This window comes from Micromonospora sp. M71_S20 (assembly GCF_003664255.1).
Classification (GTDB): Bacteria; Actinomycetota; Actinomycetes; order Mycobacteriales; family Micromonosporaceae; genus Micromonospora.
In genome coordinates this window covers 4,594,632-4,611,439 of the sequence record NZ_RCCV01000001.1, presented here as the reverse complement: position 1 = coordinate 4,611,439, position 16,808 = coordinate 4,594,632, and the positions used below count along the sequence as shown (strand labels likewise).

Annotated in this window: 14 protein-coding genes; 10 read left to right on the top strand and 4 right to left on the bottom strand. The window is 75.0% G+C overall.

The annotated features are described in order from the left end of the window. Positions 1-286: 286 nt before the first annotated feature. Positions 287-634, bottom strand: coding sequence for an Lsr2 family protein (locus DER29_RS19770; RefSeq protein WP_121398678.1), 348 nt, complete (start codon positions 632-634; stop codon positions 287-289). A 136-nt stretch (positions 635-770) separates the two neighbouring features. Beyond that, positions 771-1,412: a response regulator transcription factor gene (locus DER29_RS19765; RefSeq protein ID WP_121398677.1), complete on the bottom strand. Its 642-nt coding sequence runs from the start codon at positions 1,410-1,412 to the stop codon at positions 771-773. A gap of 58 nt (positions 1,413-1,470) precedes the next feature. Between DER29_RS19765 and DER29_RS19760 the strand changes: the two genes are divergently transcribed. The 5 genes from DER29_RS19760 to lon all read left to right on the top strand — a co-directional run bounded on the left by DER29_RS19760 (position 1,471) and on the right by lon (position 6,988). Next, positions 1,471-2,202 (top strand): sensor histidine kinase KdpD, encoded by a 732-nt coding sequence (locus tag DER29_RS19760; RefSeq protein ID WP_158619061.1) that lies wholly within the window; start codon positions 1,471-1,473, stop codon positions 2,200-2,202. Between the two features lie 86 nt (positions 2,203-2,288). Further along, entirely contained in the window at positions 2,289-3,158 is an 870-nt protein-coding gene (locus DER29_RS19755; RefSeq protein WP_121398675.1) for a manganese catalase family protein, read from the top strand. Between the two features lie 67 nt (positions 3,159-3,225). Next, positions 3,226-4,338 carry a putative manganese transporter gene (locus tag DER29_RS19750; protein ID WP_121398674.1) on the top strand — a complete coding sequence of 371 codons (1,113 nt, stop codon included), beginning with the start codon at positions 3,226-3,228 and terminating at the stop codon, positions 4,336-4,338. A gap of 23 nt (positions 4,339-4,361) precedes the next feature. Continuing rightward, the gene (locus DER29_RS19745) at positions 4,362-4,619 is read left to right on the top strand and encodes a hypothetical protein (RefSeq protein ID WP_121398673.1); all 258 of its coding nucleotides are present in this window, start codon (positions 4,362-4,364) and stop codon (positions 4,617-4,619) included. A gap of 38 nt (positions 4,620-4,657) precedes the next feature. Beyond that, the gene (gene lon / locus DER29_RS19740) at positions 4,658-6,988 is read left to right on the top strand and encodes an endopeptidase La (protein ID WP_121398672.1); all 2,331 of its coding nucleotides are present in this window, start codon (positions 4,658-4,660) and stop codon (positions 6,986-6,988) included. Between the two features lie 90 nt (positions 6,989-7,078). Here the strand turns inward: lon and DER29_RS19735 are convergent, their stop codons facing one another. Further along, entirely contained in the window at positions 7,079-8,875 is a 1,797-nt protein-coding gene (locus DER29_RS19735) for a DEAD/DEAH box helicase (protein ID WP_121398671.1), read from the bottom strand. 112 nt (positions 8,876-8,987) lie between these two features. Between DER29_RS19735 and DER29_RS19730 the strand changes: the two genes are divergently transcribed. Next, the gene (locus tag DER29_RS19730) at positions 8,988-9,515 is read left to right on the top strand and encodes a 2'-5' RNA ligase family protein (RefSeq protein WP_121398670.1); all 528 of its coding nucleotides are present in this window, start codon (positions 8,988-8,990) and stop codon (positions 9,513-9,515) included. Positions 9,516-9,596: 81 nt separating this feature from the next. Here the strand turns inward: DER29_RS19730 and DER29_RS19725 are convergent, their stop codons facing one another. Continuing rightward, positions 9,597-11,816, bottom strand: coding sequence for a family 43 glycosylhydrolase (locus DER29_RS19725; protein WP_121398669.1), 2,220 nt, complete (start codon positions 11,814-11,816; stop codon positions 9,597-9,599). Between the two features lie 138 nt (positions 11,817-11,954). Here DER29_RS19725 and DER29_RS19720 point away from each other — a divergent pair, with 138 nt between their 5' ends. The 4 genes from DER29_RS19720 (at position 11,955) to DER29_RS19705 (ending at position 16,764) form a co-directional block, all read left to right on the top strand. Continuing rightward, positions 11,955-12,698, top strand: coding sequence for an ArsR/SmtB family transcription factor (locus DER29_RS19720; RefSeq protein ID WP_370040324.1), 744 nt, complete (start codon positions 11,955-11,957; stop codon positions 12,696-12,698). Between the two features lie 553 nt (positions 12,699-13,251). After that, complete coding sequence (locus tag DER29_RS19715; protein ID WP_121398667.1) at positions 13,252-14,046, top strand: isocitrate lyase/phosphoenolpyruvate mutase family protein; 795 nt, start codon at positions 13,252-13,254, stop codon at positions 14,044-14,046. 140 nt (positions 14,047-14,186) lie between these two features. Beyond that, the gene (locus DER29_RS19710; protein ID WP_121398666.1) at positions 14,187-15,149 is read left to right on the top strand and encodes a DUF5715 family protein; all 963 of its coding nucleotides are present in this window, start codon (positions 14,187-14,189) and stop codon (positions 15,147-15,149) included. 4 nt (positions 15,150-15,153) lie between these two features. Further along, the gene (locus DER29_RS19705) at positions 15,154-16,764 is read left to right on the top strand and encodes an asparagine synthetase B (protein ID WP_121398665.1); all 1,611 of its coding nucleotides are present in this window, start codon (positions 15,154-15,156) and stop codon (positions 16,762-16,764) included. The last annotated feature ends 44 nt before the right edge of the window (positions 16,765-16,808 follow it).

Sequence of the window (16,808 nt, the reverse complement as noted above, 5' to 3'; positions counted from 1 at the left end):
GACAAAGCTGTCGCTCATTACACTCGGGACGTTCGGCGATCTCCGGTCGCACCGGTGCGATCGTGGCGATGATCACGGTCGTGAGGTCGGCGGGCGTCCGGTTGTCGGTCGGCCCGGGGCGTCCCGGAGACTCGCCGATGGCCGGAGCGGCTAATGGGTCGGGCTGACAATGGACCCGCGGCCGGGTGCCGGTCGTGCGAATGGACGGCCGTGGGAAAAGACCGGCGGGGCCGCGCTGATTCCTCAGCGTGACCCCGCGCGCGCCCGAGCGTGAGCCCGGCACCGGTCAGCGGTTCTTGTACGCCTCCACGACCTCGACCGGGATGCGGCCGCGCTCGGAAATCTTGTAGCCGTTCTTCGTGGCCCATTCCCGGATGGCCCGGTTCTGCTCCCGGTCCATTCCCGAGCCGCCCGGCGCGCCTGCCCGGCGGGGTGCCCGCCCGGTGTCGGCCGTTCCGCGACCGATGCGCCGGCCAGCGTTGATGTACGGGTCGAGGGCCTTGCGCAGCACGCCCGCGTTCTCGTCGGAGACGTCGATGGTGTAGGCCACGCCGTCCAGACTGAACTCGACGGTCCGGTCGGCCTTTCCACCGTCGAGGTCGTCGGTCAGGACCGTGATTACTTTTCTCGCCATCGTTAATTACTCCCTGTGTGGGGCGGGGTGTGGTCAAAGTTTGACGTATCCCATGGCGAATCCGCAACAATGCGCGTCGTGTTCATTTCGGCGGGTCGCGTTATCGCGGGAAAACGGCTCGGCGCAAAGCCCGGGGTCAGTCGCCGAGCAGACCGGCGTGCCCGGCGAGCGCCGCCGCCTCGGCCCGGGTGGATACCCGCAACTTCCGCAGCAGCGCGGCCGTCATCCGCTTCACGGTGCGTTCCGAGACGTGCATCCGTTCGGCGATCTCGACGGTGCTGCGGCCCGCCGCGATGGCCTGGAGCATTGCCCGTTCCTCGTCGTCGAGATCGACCGGAGCCGCCCGGCCGGGACGCAGCAACGCGCGGAGCAGGTGCCCCGGCAGCACCGCCCAGCCGTCGAGGACGGCCAGCAGCGGGGGCAGCAACTCCTCCGGCTCGGCGGTCTTCGGCAGGTAGGCCTCGGCGCCGGCGCGCAGCGCCTCCAGGGCGGGGGCCGGGTCCTCCGCGCCCGACATGGCGACCACCCGCACCCGGGGCGTGGTGCGCCGGATCGCCGCCACGGCCCGGATCCCGCCCGGTGGCGGCATGTGCAGGTCGACCAGCGCCAGGTCGGGCAGGCAGCGGCTGACCAGCGAGGCGGCGGCCGACGCGTCGCCGGTGGAGCCCACCACCTCCGCCCGCCCGTCGGTCGTGGCCGGCAACAGCAGTTCCAGCCCGCGGACGAACAGCGGGTGGTCGTCCACCACGGCCAACCGGACGACGGGGGGAGCGGGCATGTCTGGTCCGTTCCCAAGCGGGTACCGATCATGCGGCCGAACGAGGGAGGTCGGGCGGATGCGCGGACGGCACGGGGGGCGGGGACCGCTGCGACTGCTCCGGTGGGCGGGGCCCGAACCCGGTCCGGCCGACCCGGCGGCGCTGGACACCGACCCGGAACTGCTGCTTCGCGTGCTCTGCCACGAGTTCCGTACCCCCGTCAGCGCCCTCACCTCGCTCACCCGGGCGCTCGCCGACGACAGGCTCCCACTCACCGGCGACGACCGGCGCGCCATCACGGCCCTGGCCCACGAGCAGGCCGTACACCTGCAGGGCCTGCTGCGTGACGCCGCCGCCGGCACCGGGGCGCTGGCGCCGGCGGCGGACCCGGCGGCGCCGCTGGCGCAGGTCCTGCGCGGCGCGGCGGCCCTCGTGCCCCCGCACCGGCGGCGGACCGGGGTGACCCGGCGGGCCGGGGACTGCCCGGTGCCGCGGCGGCGGACCCGGCAGGTGGTGACCAACCTGGTGGAGAACGCGCTGCGGCACGGTCCGGCCGAGGGCCGCATCGGCATCCACGCCGCGCTCGGCCGCTCCGGTCTGCGCATCGTCGTCACCGACGAGGGGCGGGTCGATCCGCCCCTCGTCGAGGCGCTGCGCCGGCCCGCGCCCGGCGCCGGGGCCTCCGGGCTGGGGCTGTGGATCGTCCGGCGGCTGCTCGCCGCCGACGGCGGGCGGCTGCGCCTGCACCGGCTGCGGCCGCGCGGGGTGGCCCTCGAGGTGGTGCTGCCCGCGTTCCCGTCGACAGGTTGACCCCGCCGGGCCGCCGGTTGGCCCGATAGGGCCGCCCGTCGCGGGAACCGCCTCGGTGACAGCCCGACCGGCACCGAGGAGGACACGTGTTCAGCCACATCAAGGACCTGCAGTTCGAGGCCAAGCCGGACGGTCCGGACGCCGCGTTCGCCCGCCGGCTCCAGGAGATCCTGGGCGGCAAGTGGGGCGAGATGACCGTCGCCAACCAGTACCTCTACCAGGGCTGGAACTGCCGGCTGCCCGGCAAGTACAAGGACCTGTTCCTCGACGTCGGCACCGAGGAGATGGGTCACGTCGAGATGATCGCCACGATGATCACCCGGCTGCTGGAGAACGCGCCGCTGTCGTTGCAGGAGGCCGCCGCGGACAACCCCATGGTGGGGGCGATCTACGGCGGGTCGAACCCGGCGCACTTCATCCACGGCGGCGGCGGAGCGCTGCCGGCCGACAGCAACGGCGTGCCCTGGAGCGGCGCCTTCGTCACCGCCAGCGGCAACCTGATGGCCGACTTCCAGCTCAACGTCACCGCCGAGGCACAGGGCCGGCTCCAGGTGGCCCGGCTGTTCAACATGACCGACGACCCCGGGGTCAAGAACATGCTGCGCTTCCTGCTGGCCCGCGACACCATGCACCAGAACATGTGGATGGCGGCCATCGAGCAGCTCAAGGAGGACGGCCTGGAGGAGATGCCGGTGCCGGACGCGTTCCCCGACTCCAAGGAGTTCACCGAGAAGTTCAGCTACACGTACCTGGACTTCTCGCCGGGCACCGACGCGTCGGAGGGGCGCTGGGCGTCCGGGCCGGCGCCCGACGGCAAGGGCGAGTTCCGCTACGACCACAGCCCTCGCGCGCACGCGCCCGAGCCGGTCCTGCCGCCCGGCGACCCGCGGCTCTACGGCACGAACCCGGGCCTCGCCAAGGGTGCCGTCAACAAGGTCAAGAGCAAGCTCACCTGACGCCGTCGCGCCGGGTCGTCCGCGAGCGGCGGACGGCCCGGCGGCACCGTGCCGGAGGAGGTGTGCCGTGACCGAACTCGTGCTCCGCCCGCTCGCGGACGCGTTCATGCAGGTGGGTGTCTACGTCGCCGTCATGGTGGCCTTCTTCGGCTGGCTGCGCTGGCGCCACGGCGACCGGGTCACCGACGGGCTCACCCGCCGGCCCCGCCTCGGTCCGCTGGTCGGCGCCCTGCTGGGCGTCAGTCCCGGCTGCGGCGGGGCGATCATCCTGATGCCGCTGTACGCCCGGGGCAAGGTCTCCTTCGGCACCGTGGTCGCCGCCCTGGCGGCCACCATGGGGGACTCGTCGTGGGTGGTGCTCGCCTGGAACCCGGTGTTCGCCCTCAAGATCCATGCGCTGCTCTTCGCCGTCGGCCTGGTCACCGGGTACGTCGTCGACGCGCTCGGCATCGACCCGGCCCGCGCGGTCGACCACCGGGTCGCCGCCGCGCCCGCGCCCGTACCGGTCGGCCTGGCCGCCGCGGGCGGGCCGGACCTCGCCGGGTCGCGGCGGCTGCTCGGCGGGCTGCTGCCCCGCGTGCCGGCGTCCACGGCGTTCTGGGGGTTGACCACGCCGGCGTTCGCGGTGTCGGTGCCGGTGGTCTTCCAGCTGGTCGACCCGGGCGCGCTGACCCGCTCCCTCGGAGGCGTCGACCCGTACCTGGCGCTGGGGGTGCTCGGCTCGCTCACCGCGGCGCTGATCTTCGCCGGGGGGCGCGGGAAGCTGGCCGACGACAGCCTGGAGACGGCGCAGCCCCGGTCGTTGCGGCAGACGCTGCGGCACAGCGCGCACGAGGCGTCCTTCGTCACCGTCTGGGTCGCCGTGGCGTACCTGGGCTGGCAGGTGGTGACCACCACGACCGGCTTCGACGGCTCGCAGCTCGCCCTCACCGGGCTCGTCGGCGTGCTGGTCGGCGCGGGCATCGGCCTCATCCCCGGGTGCGCGGTGCAGATCGTCTTCACCGGCCTGTACGTCAGCGGCGGCCTGCCGCTGCCCACCCTGGTCGCCAACGCGATCAGCCAGGACGGCGACGCGCTGATCCCGCTCGCCGCGCTGCGCCGGCACTCGGCGGCGCTCGCCACCGTCGTCACCACCGTTCCGGCGGCAGCCGTCGGCGCCGCCCTGCTCGTCCTGCTCTGATCCCGTACGGAAGGAAGATCCCGATGTCCGTCGCGATCCCGATCGCCCGCACCCGTCGCAAGCTCCTCGCCTTCGCCGTGCTGACCGGCGTCGCCGCGGTGGCCGGCCTGCCGGGCTGGACGGTCGCCGCGCTTGCGCTGAGCTGCCTGGCGATCCCGCTCGCTGTGGCGGCCGCCGGGGGCGCCGGCCTGGCGCGGGAGCTGCTGCGCCCGCGGCGGCGTCCGGCGGGCGGGGGTGGTCTGGGTCACAGCCCGGAACAAGGGGAACGATTTGTTACTTGAGTTGGACACGCTCAACTCAACGCGATAGCAGGTGTTCGATGGCAACTCTCCCGGTACTTCCCCTGACCGACGCCGTGCTCCTGCCCGGCATGGTGATCCCGGTGACCCTCGACCCGACCACCCAGGCCGCCGTCGACGCGGCCCGCGCCACCGGCGAGGGCAAGCTGCTCGCCGTGCCCCGCCTCGACGGCGAGTACGGCCCCGTCGGCGCGGTCGCCACCATCGAGAAGGTCGGCCGGCTGCCCAGCGGCGAACCGGCCGCCGTCGTCCGCGGCCTGTCGCGCGCCCGGATCGGCTCCGGCGTACCCGGGCCCGGCGCCGCCCTCTGGGTCGAGGCGACCGAACTCGACGAACCCGCCCCCGCCGGCCGCGCCCGCGAACTCGCCCGCGAGTACCGCGCCCTGATGACGTCCGTGCTCCAGCAGCGCGGCGCCTGGCAGGTCATCGACGCGATCGAGCGGATGACCGACCTCTCCGAGCTGGCCGACTCGGCCGGCTACGTCTCCTGGCTCAGCCTCGCCCAGAAGACCGAGCTGCTCGCCGCGCCGGACGTCACCGCCCGGCTGGAACTGCTCGTCGGCTGGGTGAAGGACCACCTGGCCGAGCAGGAGATCGCCGAGCAGATCAGCACCGACGTCCGCGAAGGGCTGGAGAAGTCCCAGCGGGAGTTCCTGCTGCGCCAGCAGCTCTCCGCCATCCGCAAGGAACTCGGCGAGGACGAGCCGGACGGCTCCGCCGACTACCGCGCCCGCGTGGAGGCCGCCGACCTGCCCGACAAGGTCCGCGAGGCGGCGCTGCGCGAGGTCGGCAAGCTGGAACGCGCCAGCGACGCCTCCCCGGAGGCGGGCTGGATCCGGACCTGGCTCGACACGGTGCTGGAGATGCCGTGGGGCACCCGTACCGAGGACAACACCGACCTGGCCGCGGCCCGCGCCGTGCTCGACGCCGACCACGCCGGCCTGGCCGACGTGAAGGACCGCATCCTGGAGTACCTCGCCGTGCGCAACCGGCGGGCCGAGCGCAACCTCGGCGTCGTCGGCGGCCGGGGCTCCGGCGCGGTGCTCGCCCTCGCCGGCCCGCCCGGCGTCGGCAAGACCAGCCTCGGCGAGTCGATCGCCCACGCGCTCGGCCGCAACTTCGTCCGGGTCTCCCTCGGCGGCGTACGCGACGAGGCGGAGATCCGTGGCCACCGGCGCACCTACGTCGGCGCGCTGCCCGGCCGGATCGTGCGCGCCCTGCGCGAGGCCGGCTCGATGAACCCGGTCGTGCTCCTCGACGAGGTCGACAAGCTCGCCGCCGGCTACTCCGGCGACCCGGCCGCCGCCCTGCTCGAGGTGCTCGACCCGGCGCAGAACCACACCTTCCGCGACCACTACCTCGAGGTCGACCTCGACCTGTCGGACGTGCTCTTCCTGGCCACCGCCAATGTGGTGGAGGCCGTCCCCGGCCCGCTGCTGGACCGGATGGAACTGGTCACCCTCGACGGGTACACGGAGGAGGAGAAGGTCGCCATCGCCCGGGACCACCTGCTGCCCCGGCAGCGCGAGCGGGCCGGGCTCACCGCCGAGGAGGTCGACGTCGCCGACGAGGCCCTCGCCCGGATCGCGGGTGAGTACACCCGAGAGGCCGGCGTGCGGCAGCTCGAACGGTCCCTGGCGAAGATCCTCCGCAAGGTCGCGGTGGCCCTGGCGACCGACCCGGCACCGGTCCGCGTCGACACCGGCAACCTCGCCACCTACCTCGGGCGGCCGAAGTTCACCCCGGAGTCGGCGGAGCGCACGGCCGTGCCCGGCGTGGCCACCGGCCTGGCGGTCACCGGAGCCGGGGGCGACGTGCTCTTCATCGAGGCGACCAGCATGGAGGGCGAGCCGGGGCTGACCCTCACCGGCCAGCTCGGCGACGTCATGAAGGAGTCGGCGCACATCGCGCTGTCGTACCTGCGCTCCAACGGGCGCCGGCTCGGACTCGACCCGAACGCCCTCGCCGGCCGGCGGATCCACCTGCACGTGCCGGCGGGCGCGGTGCCGAAGGACGGCCCCAGCGCCGGCATCACCATGGTGACCGCCCTGGCGTCGCTGGCCAGCGGCCGGCCGGTGCGACCCGAATTCGGGATGACCGGCGAGGTGACCCTCTCCGGCCGGGTGCTGCCCATCGGCGGGGTGAAGCAGAAGCTGCTCGCCGCCCACCGGGCCGGCCTGACCGAGGTGATCATCCCGGCCCGCAACGAACCGGACCTCGACGACCTGCCCGCCGAGGTCCGGGAGGCGCTGACCGTGCACACCCTGGCCGACGTCGCCGACGTGCTCGCCCTGGCGCTGCGCCCGGCCGACGCCGACACCCGCCCCGATCCGGCGCTCGCCGCCGCCTGAGGCGTCGAGAAAGGGGCCCCCGCCACGCGGCAGGGGCCCCTTCCCTCGATCGGAAGCGCGGGGAGGGGAAGGGCCCCTGCCCGCAGCGTCCTAGCGGCGGTCGCGCCGGTCGAAGTCCCGGTCGCGGCGCTCGCGCCGGTCGGCCCCGTCGAAGCGGCGCTCGCCGCCGCCGTCGCCGTCACGGTCCCGGCGTACGGTCGCCTTGCGGCCCTTGATGGTGCTGCCACGCAGCCCCGCGATCACCTCGTCGGCGACGGTCTGGGGCACCTCCACCAGCGAGAACCGGTCGGCGATCTCGATCGAGCCGATGTCCCGGCCGCTGATCCCGGTCTCGCCGGTGATCGCGCCCACCAGGTCCTGCGGGCGGACCCCGGCGCGCCGGCCCAGCCCGATGAAGACCTGGGTGGTGCCGCCGGTGCGGGGCCGGGCACCGCCCCGCCGCTCGCCCCGGCCACCGGCCTCCGGCCGCCCCTCGCGCGGGCCCCGGACGGGGACCTGGGGGATCTCCTCCTCGTCGTCCGAGCCCGGCGACGTCGCCTCGTGCGCCAGCTTCACCGCCGCGAGCGCCACCTCCACCAGGTCGAACTCGTCGGTCAACGACTCGACGATCGCCCGGTACGGGTCGAGGTCGTCTTCCAGCAGGCTCTCCCGCAGGGCGCCCTGGGTCAGCTCCAACCGCCGGGTGCGCATGTCCGCCACCGTCGGGATCTTGTCGATGGCGATGCGCTGGCCGGTGACCCGCTCGATGGTCTTGAGCATCCGGTGCTCGCGCGGCTCGGCGAGGGTGATCGCCACGCCCTCCCGCCCGGCCCGGCCGACCCGCCCGATCCGGTGCACGTACGACTCGGGGGCCGACGGGACGTCGTAGTTGACCACGTGGGTGAGCTGCTCGACGTCCAGGCCACGGGCGGCCACGTCGGTGGCCACCAGCAGGTCCGCGGTGCCGGTGCGCAGCCGGCCCATCACCCGGTCGCGCTGCTCCTGGCTCATCCCGCCGTGCAGCGCCTCGGCCCGGTAGCCCCGGCCGTTCATGGTCTCGGTGAGCCGGTCGACCTCCTCCCGGCTGCGGCAGAAGACGATCGCCGCCGTGGGGGACTCGACGTCCAGCACCCGGCCCAGCGCTGCCGGCTTGTGCGCCCGGGCGACGATGTACGCGCTCTGCCGCACCCGGGGCGCCTCGCCGGCCACCGTCTGCTCGCGGGCGATGAGGATGCGTACCGGGTCGGTCAGGTGCTTGCGGGCCAGCCCGTCGATGCGCGCCGGCATCGTCGCCGAGAAGAGCACCGTCTGGCGCTGCTCCGGCGCGTGCTCCAGGATCGCCTCGATGTCCTCGGCGAAGCCCATGTCGAGCATCTCGTCGGCCTCGTCGAGCACCACCGTGGCCAGCGAGCCCAGGTCGAGCGTGCCCCGGGCGATGTGGTCCAGCGCGCGGCCCGGGGTGGCGACCACGACGTCGACCCCGAGGTCCAGGGCGCGCAGCTGCCGGCCGATCGGCTGCCCGCCGTAGATCGGCAGCACCCGCGCGCCCAGGTCCTTGCCGTAGCGGTGGAACGCCTCGGAGACCTGCACCGCGAGTTCGCGGGTCGGCACCAGCACGAGCGCCACCGGGGCGCCGCCGGGCCGGTCGTCGGGCATCCGCTGCAACAGCGGCAGCGCGAAGGCGGCCGTCTTGCCCGTACCCGTCGCGGCCTGGCCCAGCAGGTCCCGACCGGCCAGCAGGGGTGGGATGGCCTCCCGCTGGATCGGGGTGGGCTCCTCGTAGCCCAGGGCGGTCAGCGCGCCCAGCAACTCGGCGCGCAGCCCGAGGTCCGCGAAGGCGCTCGTGTCGTCGAGGGCGTCGGGGCCGGGCTCGGTGGGCGGGTCGTGCCGTACGGGTGCGGAACTCATGCCGCCAAGCTTTTCATCACCGCCGCGACGCCGTTTCGCCGACCGGCACAACGGGCGTCCGCGCGGGTCCGGCGGGCGCCCGTCGCCGTGCCCCGGGGGCTAGCCTGGCGGCGTGCGTACGGTCGAACTGGTCTGCTCGCCCGACCTGGAGGCCGCCGTGCGCGGCGCCTGGCAGCGGCTGGCCGCGGTGGGGCTGCCCAGCCTGGCCCGCAACGCCCACCCGACGAACCGGCCGCACCTGACCCTCGCCGCGGTCGACGACTTCCCGCCCGGCGCGCAGCGGCGGCTGGTCGACCTGTTCGAGGCGGCGTTGCCCCTGCCCGTGCGGCTGGACCGGATCGCGGTGCTCGACGGCAGCGCCCCGCTGGTGTGGCTGGTGCATCCGTCGCCGGAGCTGACCGCCCTGCACGCGTCGGTGTGGGACGTCCTCGCCGGGGCGCCGGGCCAGCGTCCCTGGCACGCGCCGGGGCGCTGGTGCCCGCACCTGAGCCTGGCGCTGCGCTTCCGCGACGCCGACCGCCGGCTGGCCCGCGCGGTGGCGGGCGCCGACCGCCCCGACGGTGCCTTCGTCGCCGGGCGCAGCTACGACGGACAGAGCCGGACGGTCAGCCCGCTCGGCGGCGCCGACCACCGCACCTGACAGCTGGGGGCGCGCCCCGCCGGGCGCCCGGGACGGGACCGGGCCCCCACCGTCCGGCGGGGGCCCGACCGATCGCGGGGCTCAGCGGTGGAAGCGCAGGTAGTCGAAGCGCGCGGTGACCGCCGGGTCGGCGCCGCCGTGCGCGACCAGCCCGATCCGGGGGGTGGTGTCGGCAGGGAAGGTCCACACCCCGCCCCACGTCCAGTTCCGCCCGTCCCGGCTGGAGCCGGCCCGGAACTCGTGCTCGCCGGTGGCCGGGTCGACCTTGTGCGCCAGCCGCAGCCAGGTGGTGGTCGCCGGGGTGCCGACGATGTTGCCGCCGTAGACCGGCTGGCCGGCGAAGGGCAGCTCGTAGCCGTACTCCACCTGCCGGGTGTTCCAGATGGCGACCTGCGCCAGCCGGGCGAACCGGTCGTCGTCGACGTAGGCGACCAGCCCGGCCTGCTGGTAGTTGCGGACGGTCTCCTCGCCGAGGTCCAGGGTCACCTTCGTCTCCACGACGTAGTCGCCGCCGGGCGCGTCGCGCAGCAGCACGCCGGCGGTGTTGCCGGTGCCGGTCAGGTCGGCGCCCTGCACCGGCCAGCGCAGCGCCCCGCCGGACACGGTGGCCGCCGGGTCCTGCCGGACCCACCGCCACGCCGGGTCCAGCCCGCCGGTGAACTCGTCGGAGAACGCCGGCAGCAGGCGGCCCGCCCGCGGCTCGGCCACGGCGTGGCGCACCGGCCGGTGCAGCCGGGCGACGCTGACGTTGTCGAACCCGGCGGCCCCGCCGGTCGCGGTGAGCGTGAGCCGCCCGGCCACCGGCCGCGCCAGCGGCAGCGACACCACCGCCAACTGGTCGCCGAGCCGCGCCGGGCTCAGCTCGGCGACCAGGTGCCGGCCGCGGACCTCGACGGCGAGGTGGTGCCCGGCCGCGGCGTCGAAGCCGGCGGGCAACGGCGCGCTCGCGGTGCGGTCGCCGTCGCGGGCGACCAGCCGGCCGGCGGCGGCGTCCACCCGCACCGAGACCCGGTCGCCGAGCGTGAGCCCGGCCGCTGCGCCGGCGGGCAGCCGCAGGTCGGCCTCCGCGCGCACGTCCCCGCCCACGGTCGTACGGCTGGTCAGCGTGCCGCTGCCGGTGAGCCGGCCGTCGGCGACCCGCCAGTCCCCGGTGCCGCGTCGCCAGCCGGCCAGCCCGGCGTCGAAGCGCTCGTCCACGCGGCCGGTGGTGACCGGCGCGGGCCGGGCGCCCTCGGAGGGGCCGGCGCCGGCGTTCACCGTCGGCCAGCCGTCGATCCAGTCGAGGCGGTCCAGCAGCATCGGCCGCTCGTTGATGCCGAACGGCTCGTCCAGGTACGGGTCGGCGCGGTCGATCGCGTGGTAGACGATCCAGTCCTGGCCGGAGAGGTCGGTGAGGAACCCGTTGTGGCCGGTGCCGATCCACCGGTTGCCGTTCTGGGTGAGCACCGGCGTGCCGCCGGCCCGGGAGGCGGTCAGCGCGATGCCGTCGCGGTCGATGAACGGCCCGCGCGGGTCGCGGGACCGGCCGACGTGCACGGAGTAGCCGGTGGCCGGGCCGGCGCAGCAGTTGGCCGTGGAGGCGAACAGGTAGTACCAGCCGTCGTGGCGCACCACGTGGCTGCCCTCGAACTTGTTGTCGATGGCGACCAGGGTGGGCGTGCCGACGGCGCGCAGCCCGTCGGCGGAGAGCTCGGTCACCGAGATGCCGCCGTAGTAGCTGCCGTGGTAGAGGTAGTGCCGGCCGTCGACGTCGGTGAACTGGCTCGGGTCGATGGTCCACAGCCAGCCCCCGCCACCGCCGGGGCGGGGCGCGACCACGGGCTCGTCGGCGAAGGTCCACGGGCCGGTCGGGGTGGGCGCGGTGGCCGCGCCGACGGCGAAGTCACCGCCGTCGGGGGAGACGGTCGTGTCGGTGACGGTCACGTACATGACCCAGCGGTCGCCGATCCGGCGCACGTCGGGGGCCCAGAAGCCGGCGCCAGGGGCCGCGTACGCCGGGCGTTGGCCGGCGCCGAAGGCGTCCCCGACGTACGTCCAGTCGACCAGGTCGGCCGAGCGGGCGGTGGGCACCCCGTGGAACGTCCCCTCGCCCTCGCGCAGCGGGTCGGTGGTGCCGTACGCGTACCAGAAGCCGTCCTCACCGCGGACGATCACGGGGTCGGCGAAGGTGTCGGCGAACCCGGCCGAGACGGGGTTGCGGTAGCGGGGATCGGGTGTGGCGGCGGCCGGCGCGGACGCCGTCGCGGCCAGGACCAGACCGATGGCGGCGGCGAGCGCCCCGGCGCGGCGGAGATGTCCCATCAGACCTGCCTCGGGTGCGGGATTTCGATCAGGATCGGTGCGTGTCCGTTTGTACAACGTTGGATACAACGTTGTAAAGACGTGGCGACGCTTCGGTGCCGGCCGCAGGGTGCCCGTGCCAGCATGGGGTCCGTGACCATCCCCGCGCCGGACGGTCGGGCCCTGGCCCGGCTCGCCGCCCTGCTCGCCGACGACACCCGGGCCCGCATCTGCCTGGCGCTACTCGACGGCCGGGCGTGGACGGCGGGGGAGCTGGCCCGACTCGCCGGGGTGGCCCCGTCCACCGCCAGCGACCACCTCACCCGGCTGGTCCGGGGCGGGCTGTTGGTCGAGCAACGGCAGGGACGACACCGCTACGTCCAGCTCGCCGGCCCCTCGGCGGCCCAGTTGGTCGAGGATCTGGCCGGCTACGCGCCGGGGCGGTCCGAGCCGGCCCGCTCGCTGCGCGCCGCCCGTGCCGGCGCCGCCCTGGCGTACGCCCGCACCTGCTACGACCACCTGGCCGGGCACCTCGGGGTGCTGCTGCGCGACAGGCTGCTCGCGCGCGGGCTGCTCGACGGCACCGGCGGGTCGGCGCTCACCTCGGCCGGGCGGAGTTGGTTGGCTGAGCTGGGGGTGCCGATCGCGCCGTTGCGGGCCGCCCGCCGTCCCCTGCTGCGCGACTGCCTGGACTGGACCGAGCGTCGGCCGCACCTGGCCGGCGCGTTGGGCGCGGCGCTGTGCGCCCGCTTCTTCGAGGCGGGCTGGCTGACCCGCGGCGGCGGACGGGAGGTCCGGCTGACCCCGGACGGTGCTCCGGCGCTGGCCGCCGCACTCGGTCTCGCCCCGGCCGACCTCGCGCCGCCCGCGACCGCGCCTGACCGCGGCAGCGGTCGCGCCTGACCGGGTCGCTCGTCCGCCCTGCTCGGCGCCTTCGGACCTCGTTTCTCGAGACAGTTGGCGATCTCTGGAGGCGACCCCTGACCTCATTCCTTGAGACGGACGGCGAGGGACCCGGTCGCCGCCATCGTTACCGTTCATGACGACCGGGTTGGTCACTCGTCGTAACTGCCGACGTCCCGGGCGCCCGGTGCCCTGCGCGCCCTTTGCTCTGCATTCGTCGGCGCACCACCGGGCTGAACTGGGAGATTCGAAGAGGCGCGATGATCGAGGGCGCATGTCTCGCTGACCGTCCGTATCTGTTGCGTATGTGGATGCAGAGCAAAGGGGCCGGAGGCATGATGGCTGGCCGGCTCTGGCCGTCACCCTTCGTGACGGTGTGACTGACGTCGACCCGTTGCGACGATCCGTGCAGGGGACTGTGGTCCGACCGTGACGGCACCGCACGCGCCGGCAGCCGACGTTTCGGCGGGCGCCGAAGGGTTCCGGCCCTACCGTCGCGGGAGACGACCATCGCCGGCCCCACGGGCCCGAGCCTGATCGAGGTGGAACCCGGATGAACGCGCGCTGTGCCGCCTTTCACGCCCTGCACCGCGCCGCCCGGCCGCTGCTGCTGCCCAACGCCTGGGACCACGCCAGCGCCGCCGCGTTCGCGGCGCGCGGGTACCCGGCGGTCGGCACCACCAGCCTGGGGGTCGCCGCCGCCGCCGGCGTGCCGGACGCGGCGGCCGCCACCCGGGCGGAGAACCTCCGCCTGGCCCGGGCGTTGCGCCCGCTCCCGGTGCTGGTGACCGTCGACGTGGAGGCGGGGTACGCCGACGACCCGGCGGTCGTCGCCGGGCTGGCGGCGGAGCTGGCCGCGCTCGGGGTGGTGGGGGTCAACGTCGAGGACGGCCGGGCGGACGGGACCCTCGACCCGCCCGAGCTGGCGGCGGCGAAGGTGGCCGCCATCAAGGCCGCGGCGCCCGACCTGTTCGTCAACGCCCGCACCGACCCGTGGTGGCTCGGCACGCCCGATCCCCTGCCGGAGGCCCTGCGCCGGGCCCGCGCATACCTGGCCGCCGGGGCGGACGGGATCTTCGTGCCCGGCGCGCCGGACGCCGCCACCGTCGCCGCGCTCGTCGCGGGGATCGACGCGCCGCTGAACGTGCTGCACCGGCCGGGCGGGCCCACCCTCGACCAGCTGCGGGCGCTCGGCGTGGCCCGGGTGAGCACGGGCTCGCTGCTGTTCCGGGCCGCGCTGGGCGCCGCCCTGGACGCCCTGGACGCCGTCCGGTCCGGCGCCGCGCCGCGCGCGGAACCGCCCTCGTACGCCGAGGTGCAGGGGTTGAGCGGGGCGTCCCGACCGTGACCCTTCGTGCGCGGCGGTGGCCGCCGCACGTCCCGAAGGAGTAGATAGGAGGATTGTTCGGACTCATCCCTCCCGGTCCGATTACGGTGTGTGCAGGGCGATGCACACAGTGATGCCGTGACGGGAGAGAGGACCCGACCATGCGAGTGCCCAGCCGAAGCCCGGGACAGCAGCCCGGCTCCTCCGTCACACCCGCCGCCCCGACCCGGCGGCGCGCGTTCGCCACCCCGCCGCGGCCCGCCGCCGCGCCGGACCTCGACGCCTACCGGACGGCCGTGGCCGAGCTGCTGGTCGAGGTCGGCGCCCTGGCCGGCGCGTCCTGCACCGGCGCCCGGCAGGTGCTGATCGACGACCGGCTGCGCGAGCCCGCGATCGCCGCCGTGCTCGACGCCACCCCGCAGGGGCTCGTCGGCGCACGCGAGACGCTGCTGCTGGAGATGGCCCGCTACCAGCCCAACGCGCGCAGCTCCGCCGCCGACCTCACCGCGCTGGTCCGGATCTACCTGCTCTCCCGCATCGACGTGCTGTGGTGGCGCGACGCCCCCACCTTCCTCACCGACGCCCAGGTCGACGCCAGCCCCGAGCTGGTGGACCTGGAGTGGCTGCGCCGGCGGGACCTGCTGCGCTTCCGCTACACCGAGCAGCCGCGGACGCTGCTCCGCCGCGGGATGCGGGCGGTGCGGCGCCGGCTGCGGCCCGACGCCACGCCGCGGACCGCCGGACTGCGGTTCCGGCGGGCCCGCCGCGAGATGGTGGCGCTGCTCAACGACGTCGCCCGGCAGTTCGCCGCCAGCACCCCGCCCGCCACGCCGCCGCTGTGGGTGACCAGCCTGGTCCGCAGCGCCGAGCACCAGCACCGGCTGCGCCGACTCGGGTACGCCGCCATGATGCCCAGCGGGCACTGCCTCGGCTGGGCGGTCGACGTCGAGATGGAGTGGTTCGACCGCTTCGGCGCGCGGGACACCCTGGCCGAGCTGTTGCTGGCCCGGCAGCGGGCCGGTGAGGTCAACGTGGTCGACGAGGGGCAGGCGTGGCACCTGTGCCTCGCGCCGGCGGCGCGGCGGCGGCTGCGCCGCGCGTACGAAGCCGAGATGGGGGCCTGAGCCGATGTGCGGCATCGCGTTGAGCCTCGGCCCCGAGGCCGATCCGACGATCTTCCGGCGGATGCTCGCCACCCTCGCCCCACGCGGCGAGGTCACCGAGACCCGCTACGAGAACGGGCTGCTCACCGGCACCCGCCGGCTGCCGATCGTGGACCGGGAACGCGCGGTGCAGCCGTGGGCCTCCGCCGACGAGCGGTGGCTGCTCTGCTACAACGGCGAGGTCTTCAACCACTCCGAGCTGCGCGCGGAACTGTTCCGGCTGGGGCACCGCTTCCGCAGCGCCGGCGACACCGAGGTGGTGCTCGCCGCGTTCCTGCAGTGGGGCGAGGGCATGGTGACCCGGCTGCGCGGCGAGTACGCCTTCGCCGTCGTGGAACGCGCCACCGGCCGGGCCTACCTGGTCCGGGACCCGCTCGGCGTCAAGCCGTTGTACTGGGCGCGGACGCCCGGCTGCCTGCACGTCGCCAGCGAGGTCAAGGCGCTGGTCGGGCACCGCGCCCCGATCGCCGAGGTGCCGCCCGGGCACCACGGCTGGGCCGAGCCCGACGGGCCGGTCCGGCTGCGCGCGTACGTCGACCTGCTGACCCTCGGTGAGGGGCTGCCGGTGGTGGACGACCCGGACGAGGCCGCCCTGCTCGTCCGTGCCGCCCTCACCGACAGCATCCGGATGCGGGTGGACACCGACCTCACCGTGGGGGTGGTGCTCTCCGGCGGGCTGGACAGCTCGCTGGCCCTGCTGCACGTGCGCGAGATGCACCCCGACTGTGTCGCGGTCACGGTCGGGGTGCCCGACAGCCCCGACGTCGCGTACGCGCGGCGGCTCGCCAGGGACCTGGGGGTGCCGCACGAGGTGGTCGAGGTGCGCCCGCGCGACATCCGGCTGGCCGACATCCGGGAGACCATCCGGATGTCCGAGCTGACCGAGTACGGCGACATCATCAACGCGGTGGTCACCGTGCCGCTGTTCCGCCGGCTGCGGGAGCTGGGCGTGAAGGTGGTGCTCACCGGCGACGGCTCCGACGAGCTGTTCGGCGGCTACCCGATGTACCACGAGGTCGGCCCCGAGGCGTCCCGCCGGCTCTTCCTGCACAAGATCCGCAATCTCTGCCGTACGGAGTTGCAGCGCGTCGACCGGGCCAGCATGGGGCACGGGGTGGAGGCCCGCGTGCCGTTTCTGGACCTGAGCCTGGTCGAGCTGGCGATGCGGCTGCCGATCGGGTTGAAGATGCGCGAGGGGCAGGAGAAGTGGATCGTCCGGCGGGCCTTCGCCGACCTGTTGCCCGACTACGTCCGGCGCCGGCCGAAGAACCCGATGTCGTACTCCTCGGGGCTGCACGAGCGGGCCCGGCTCTACAAGCCGCTCTTCGCCCGGCTGCACCGCTCGTTCGGCTACCACCTGCTCGAACCGGTGCGCCGCGACTTCGACACCGTGCTGACCCGGTGCGGCAACGACCTGGACCGCGCCATCGCCGACGGCCGGGCCCGGCCCGACCACACCCTGCTGGAGCACGCCCGCGACCTGGCCGGCGCGGCGAAGTGGAACGCCGCCCCGATGGTGCGCCGGCTGGTCGGGCCGCGCCGCACGCGGGGCGACGAGGCGCCGCTGCCCGGGTGACCGGTCGACACGCGCCCCGCGCGGCGTCGGCCGGGCCGCACCTC

Coding starts and splice junctions, on each gene's coding strand:
- DER29_RS19770 (WP_121398678.1), bottom strand. CDS start 634: ATGGCGAGAAAAGTAATCACGGTCCTGACCGACGACCTCGACGGTGGA.
- DER29_RS19765 (WP_121398677.1), bottom strand. CDS start 1,412: ATGCCCGCTCCCCCCGTCGTCCGGTTGGCCGTGGTGGACGACCACCCG.
- DER29_RS19760 (WP_158619061.1), top strand. CDS start 1,471: ATGCGCGGACGGCACGGGGGGCGGGGACCGCTGCGACTGCTCCGGTGG.
- DER29_RS19745 (WP_121398673.1), top strand. CDS start 4,362: ATGTCCGTCGCGATCCCGATCGCCCGCACCCGTCGCAAGCTCCTCGCC.
- lon (WP_121398672.1), top strand. CDS start 4,658: ATGGCAACTCTCCCGGTACTTCCCCTGACCGACGCCGTGCTCCTGCCC.
- DER29_RS19735 (WP_121398671.1), bottom strand. CDS start 8,875: ATGAGTTCCGCACCCGTACGGCACGACCCGCCCACCGAGCCCGGCCCC.
- DER29_RS19725 (WP_121398669.1), bottom strand. CDS start 11,816: ATGGGACATCTCCGCCGCGCCGGGGCGCTCGCCGCCGCCATCGGTCTG.
- DER29_RS19715 (WP_121398667.1), top strand. CDS start 13,252: ATGAACGCGCGCTGTGCCGCCTTTCACGCCCTGCACCGCGCCGCCCGG.
- DER29_RS19710 (WP_121398666.1), top strand. CDS start 14,187: ATGCGAGTGCCCAGCCGAAGCCCGGGACAGCAGCCCGGCTCCTCCGTC.
- DER29_RS19705 (WP_121398665.1), top strand. CDS start 15,154: ATGTGCGGCATCGCGTTGAGCCTCGGCCCCGAGGCCGATCCGACGATC.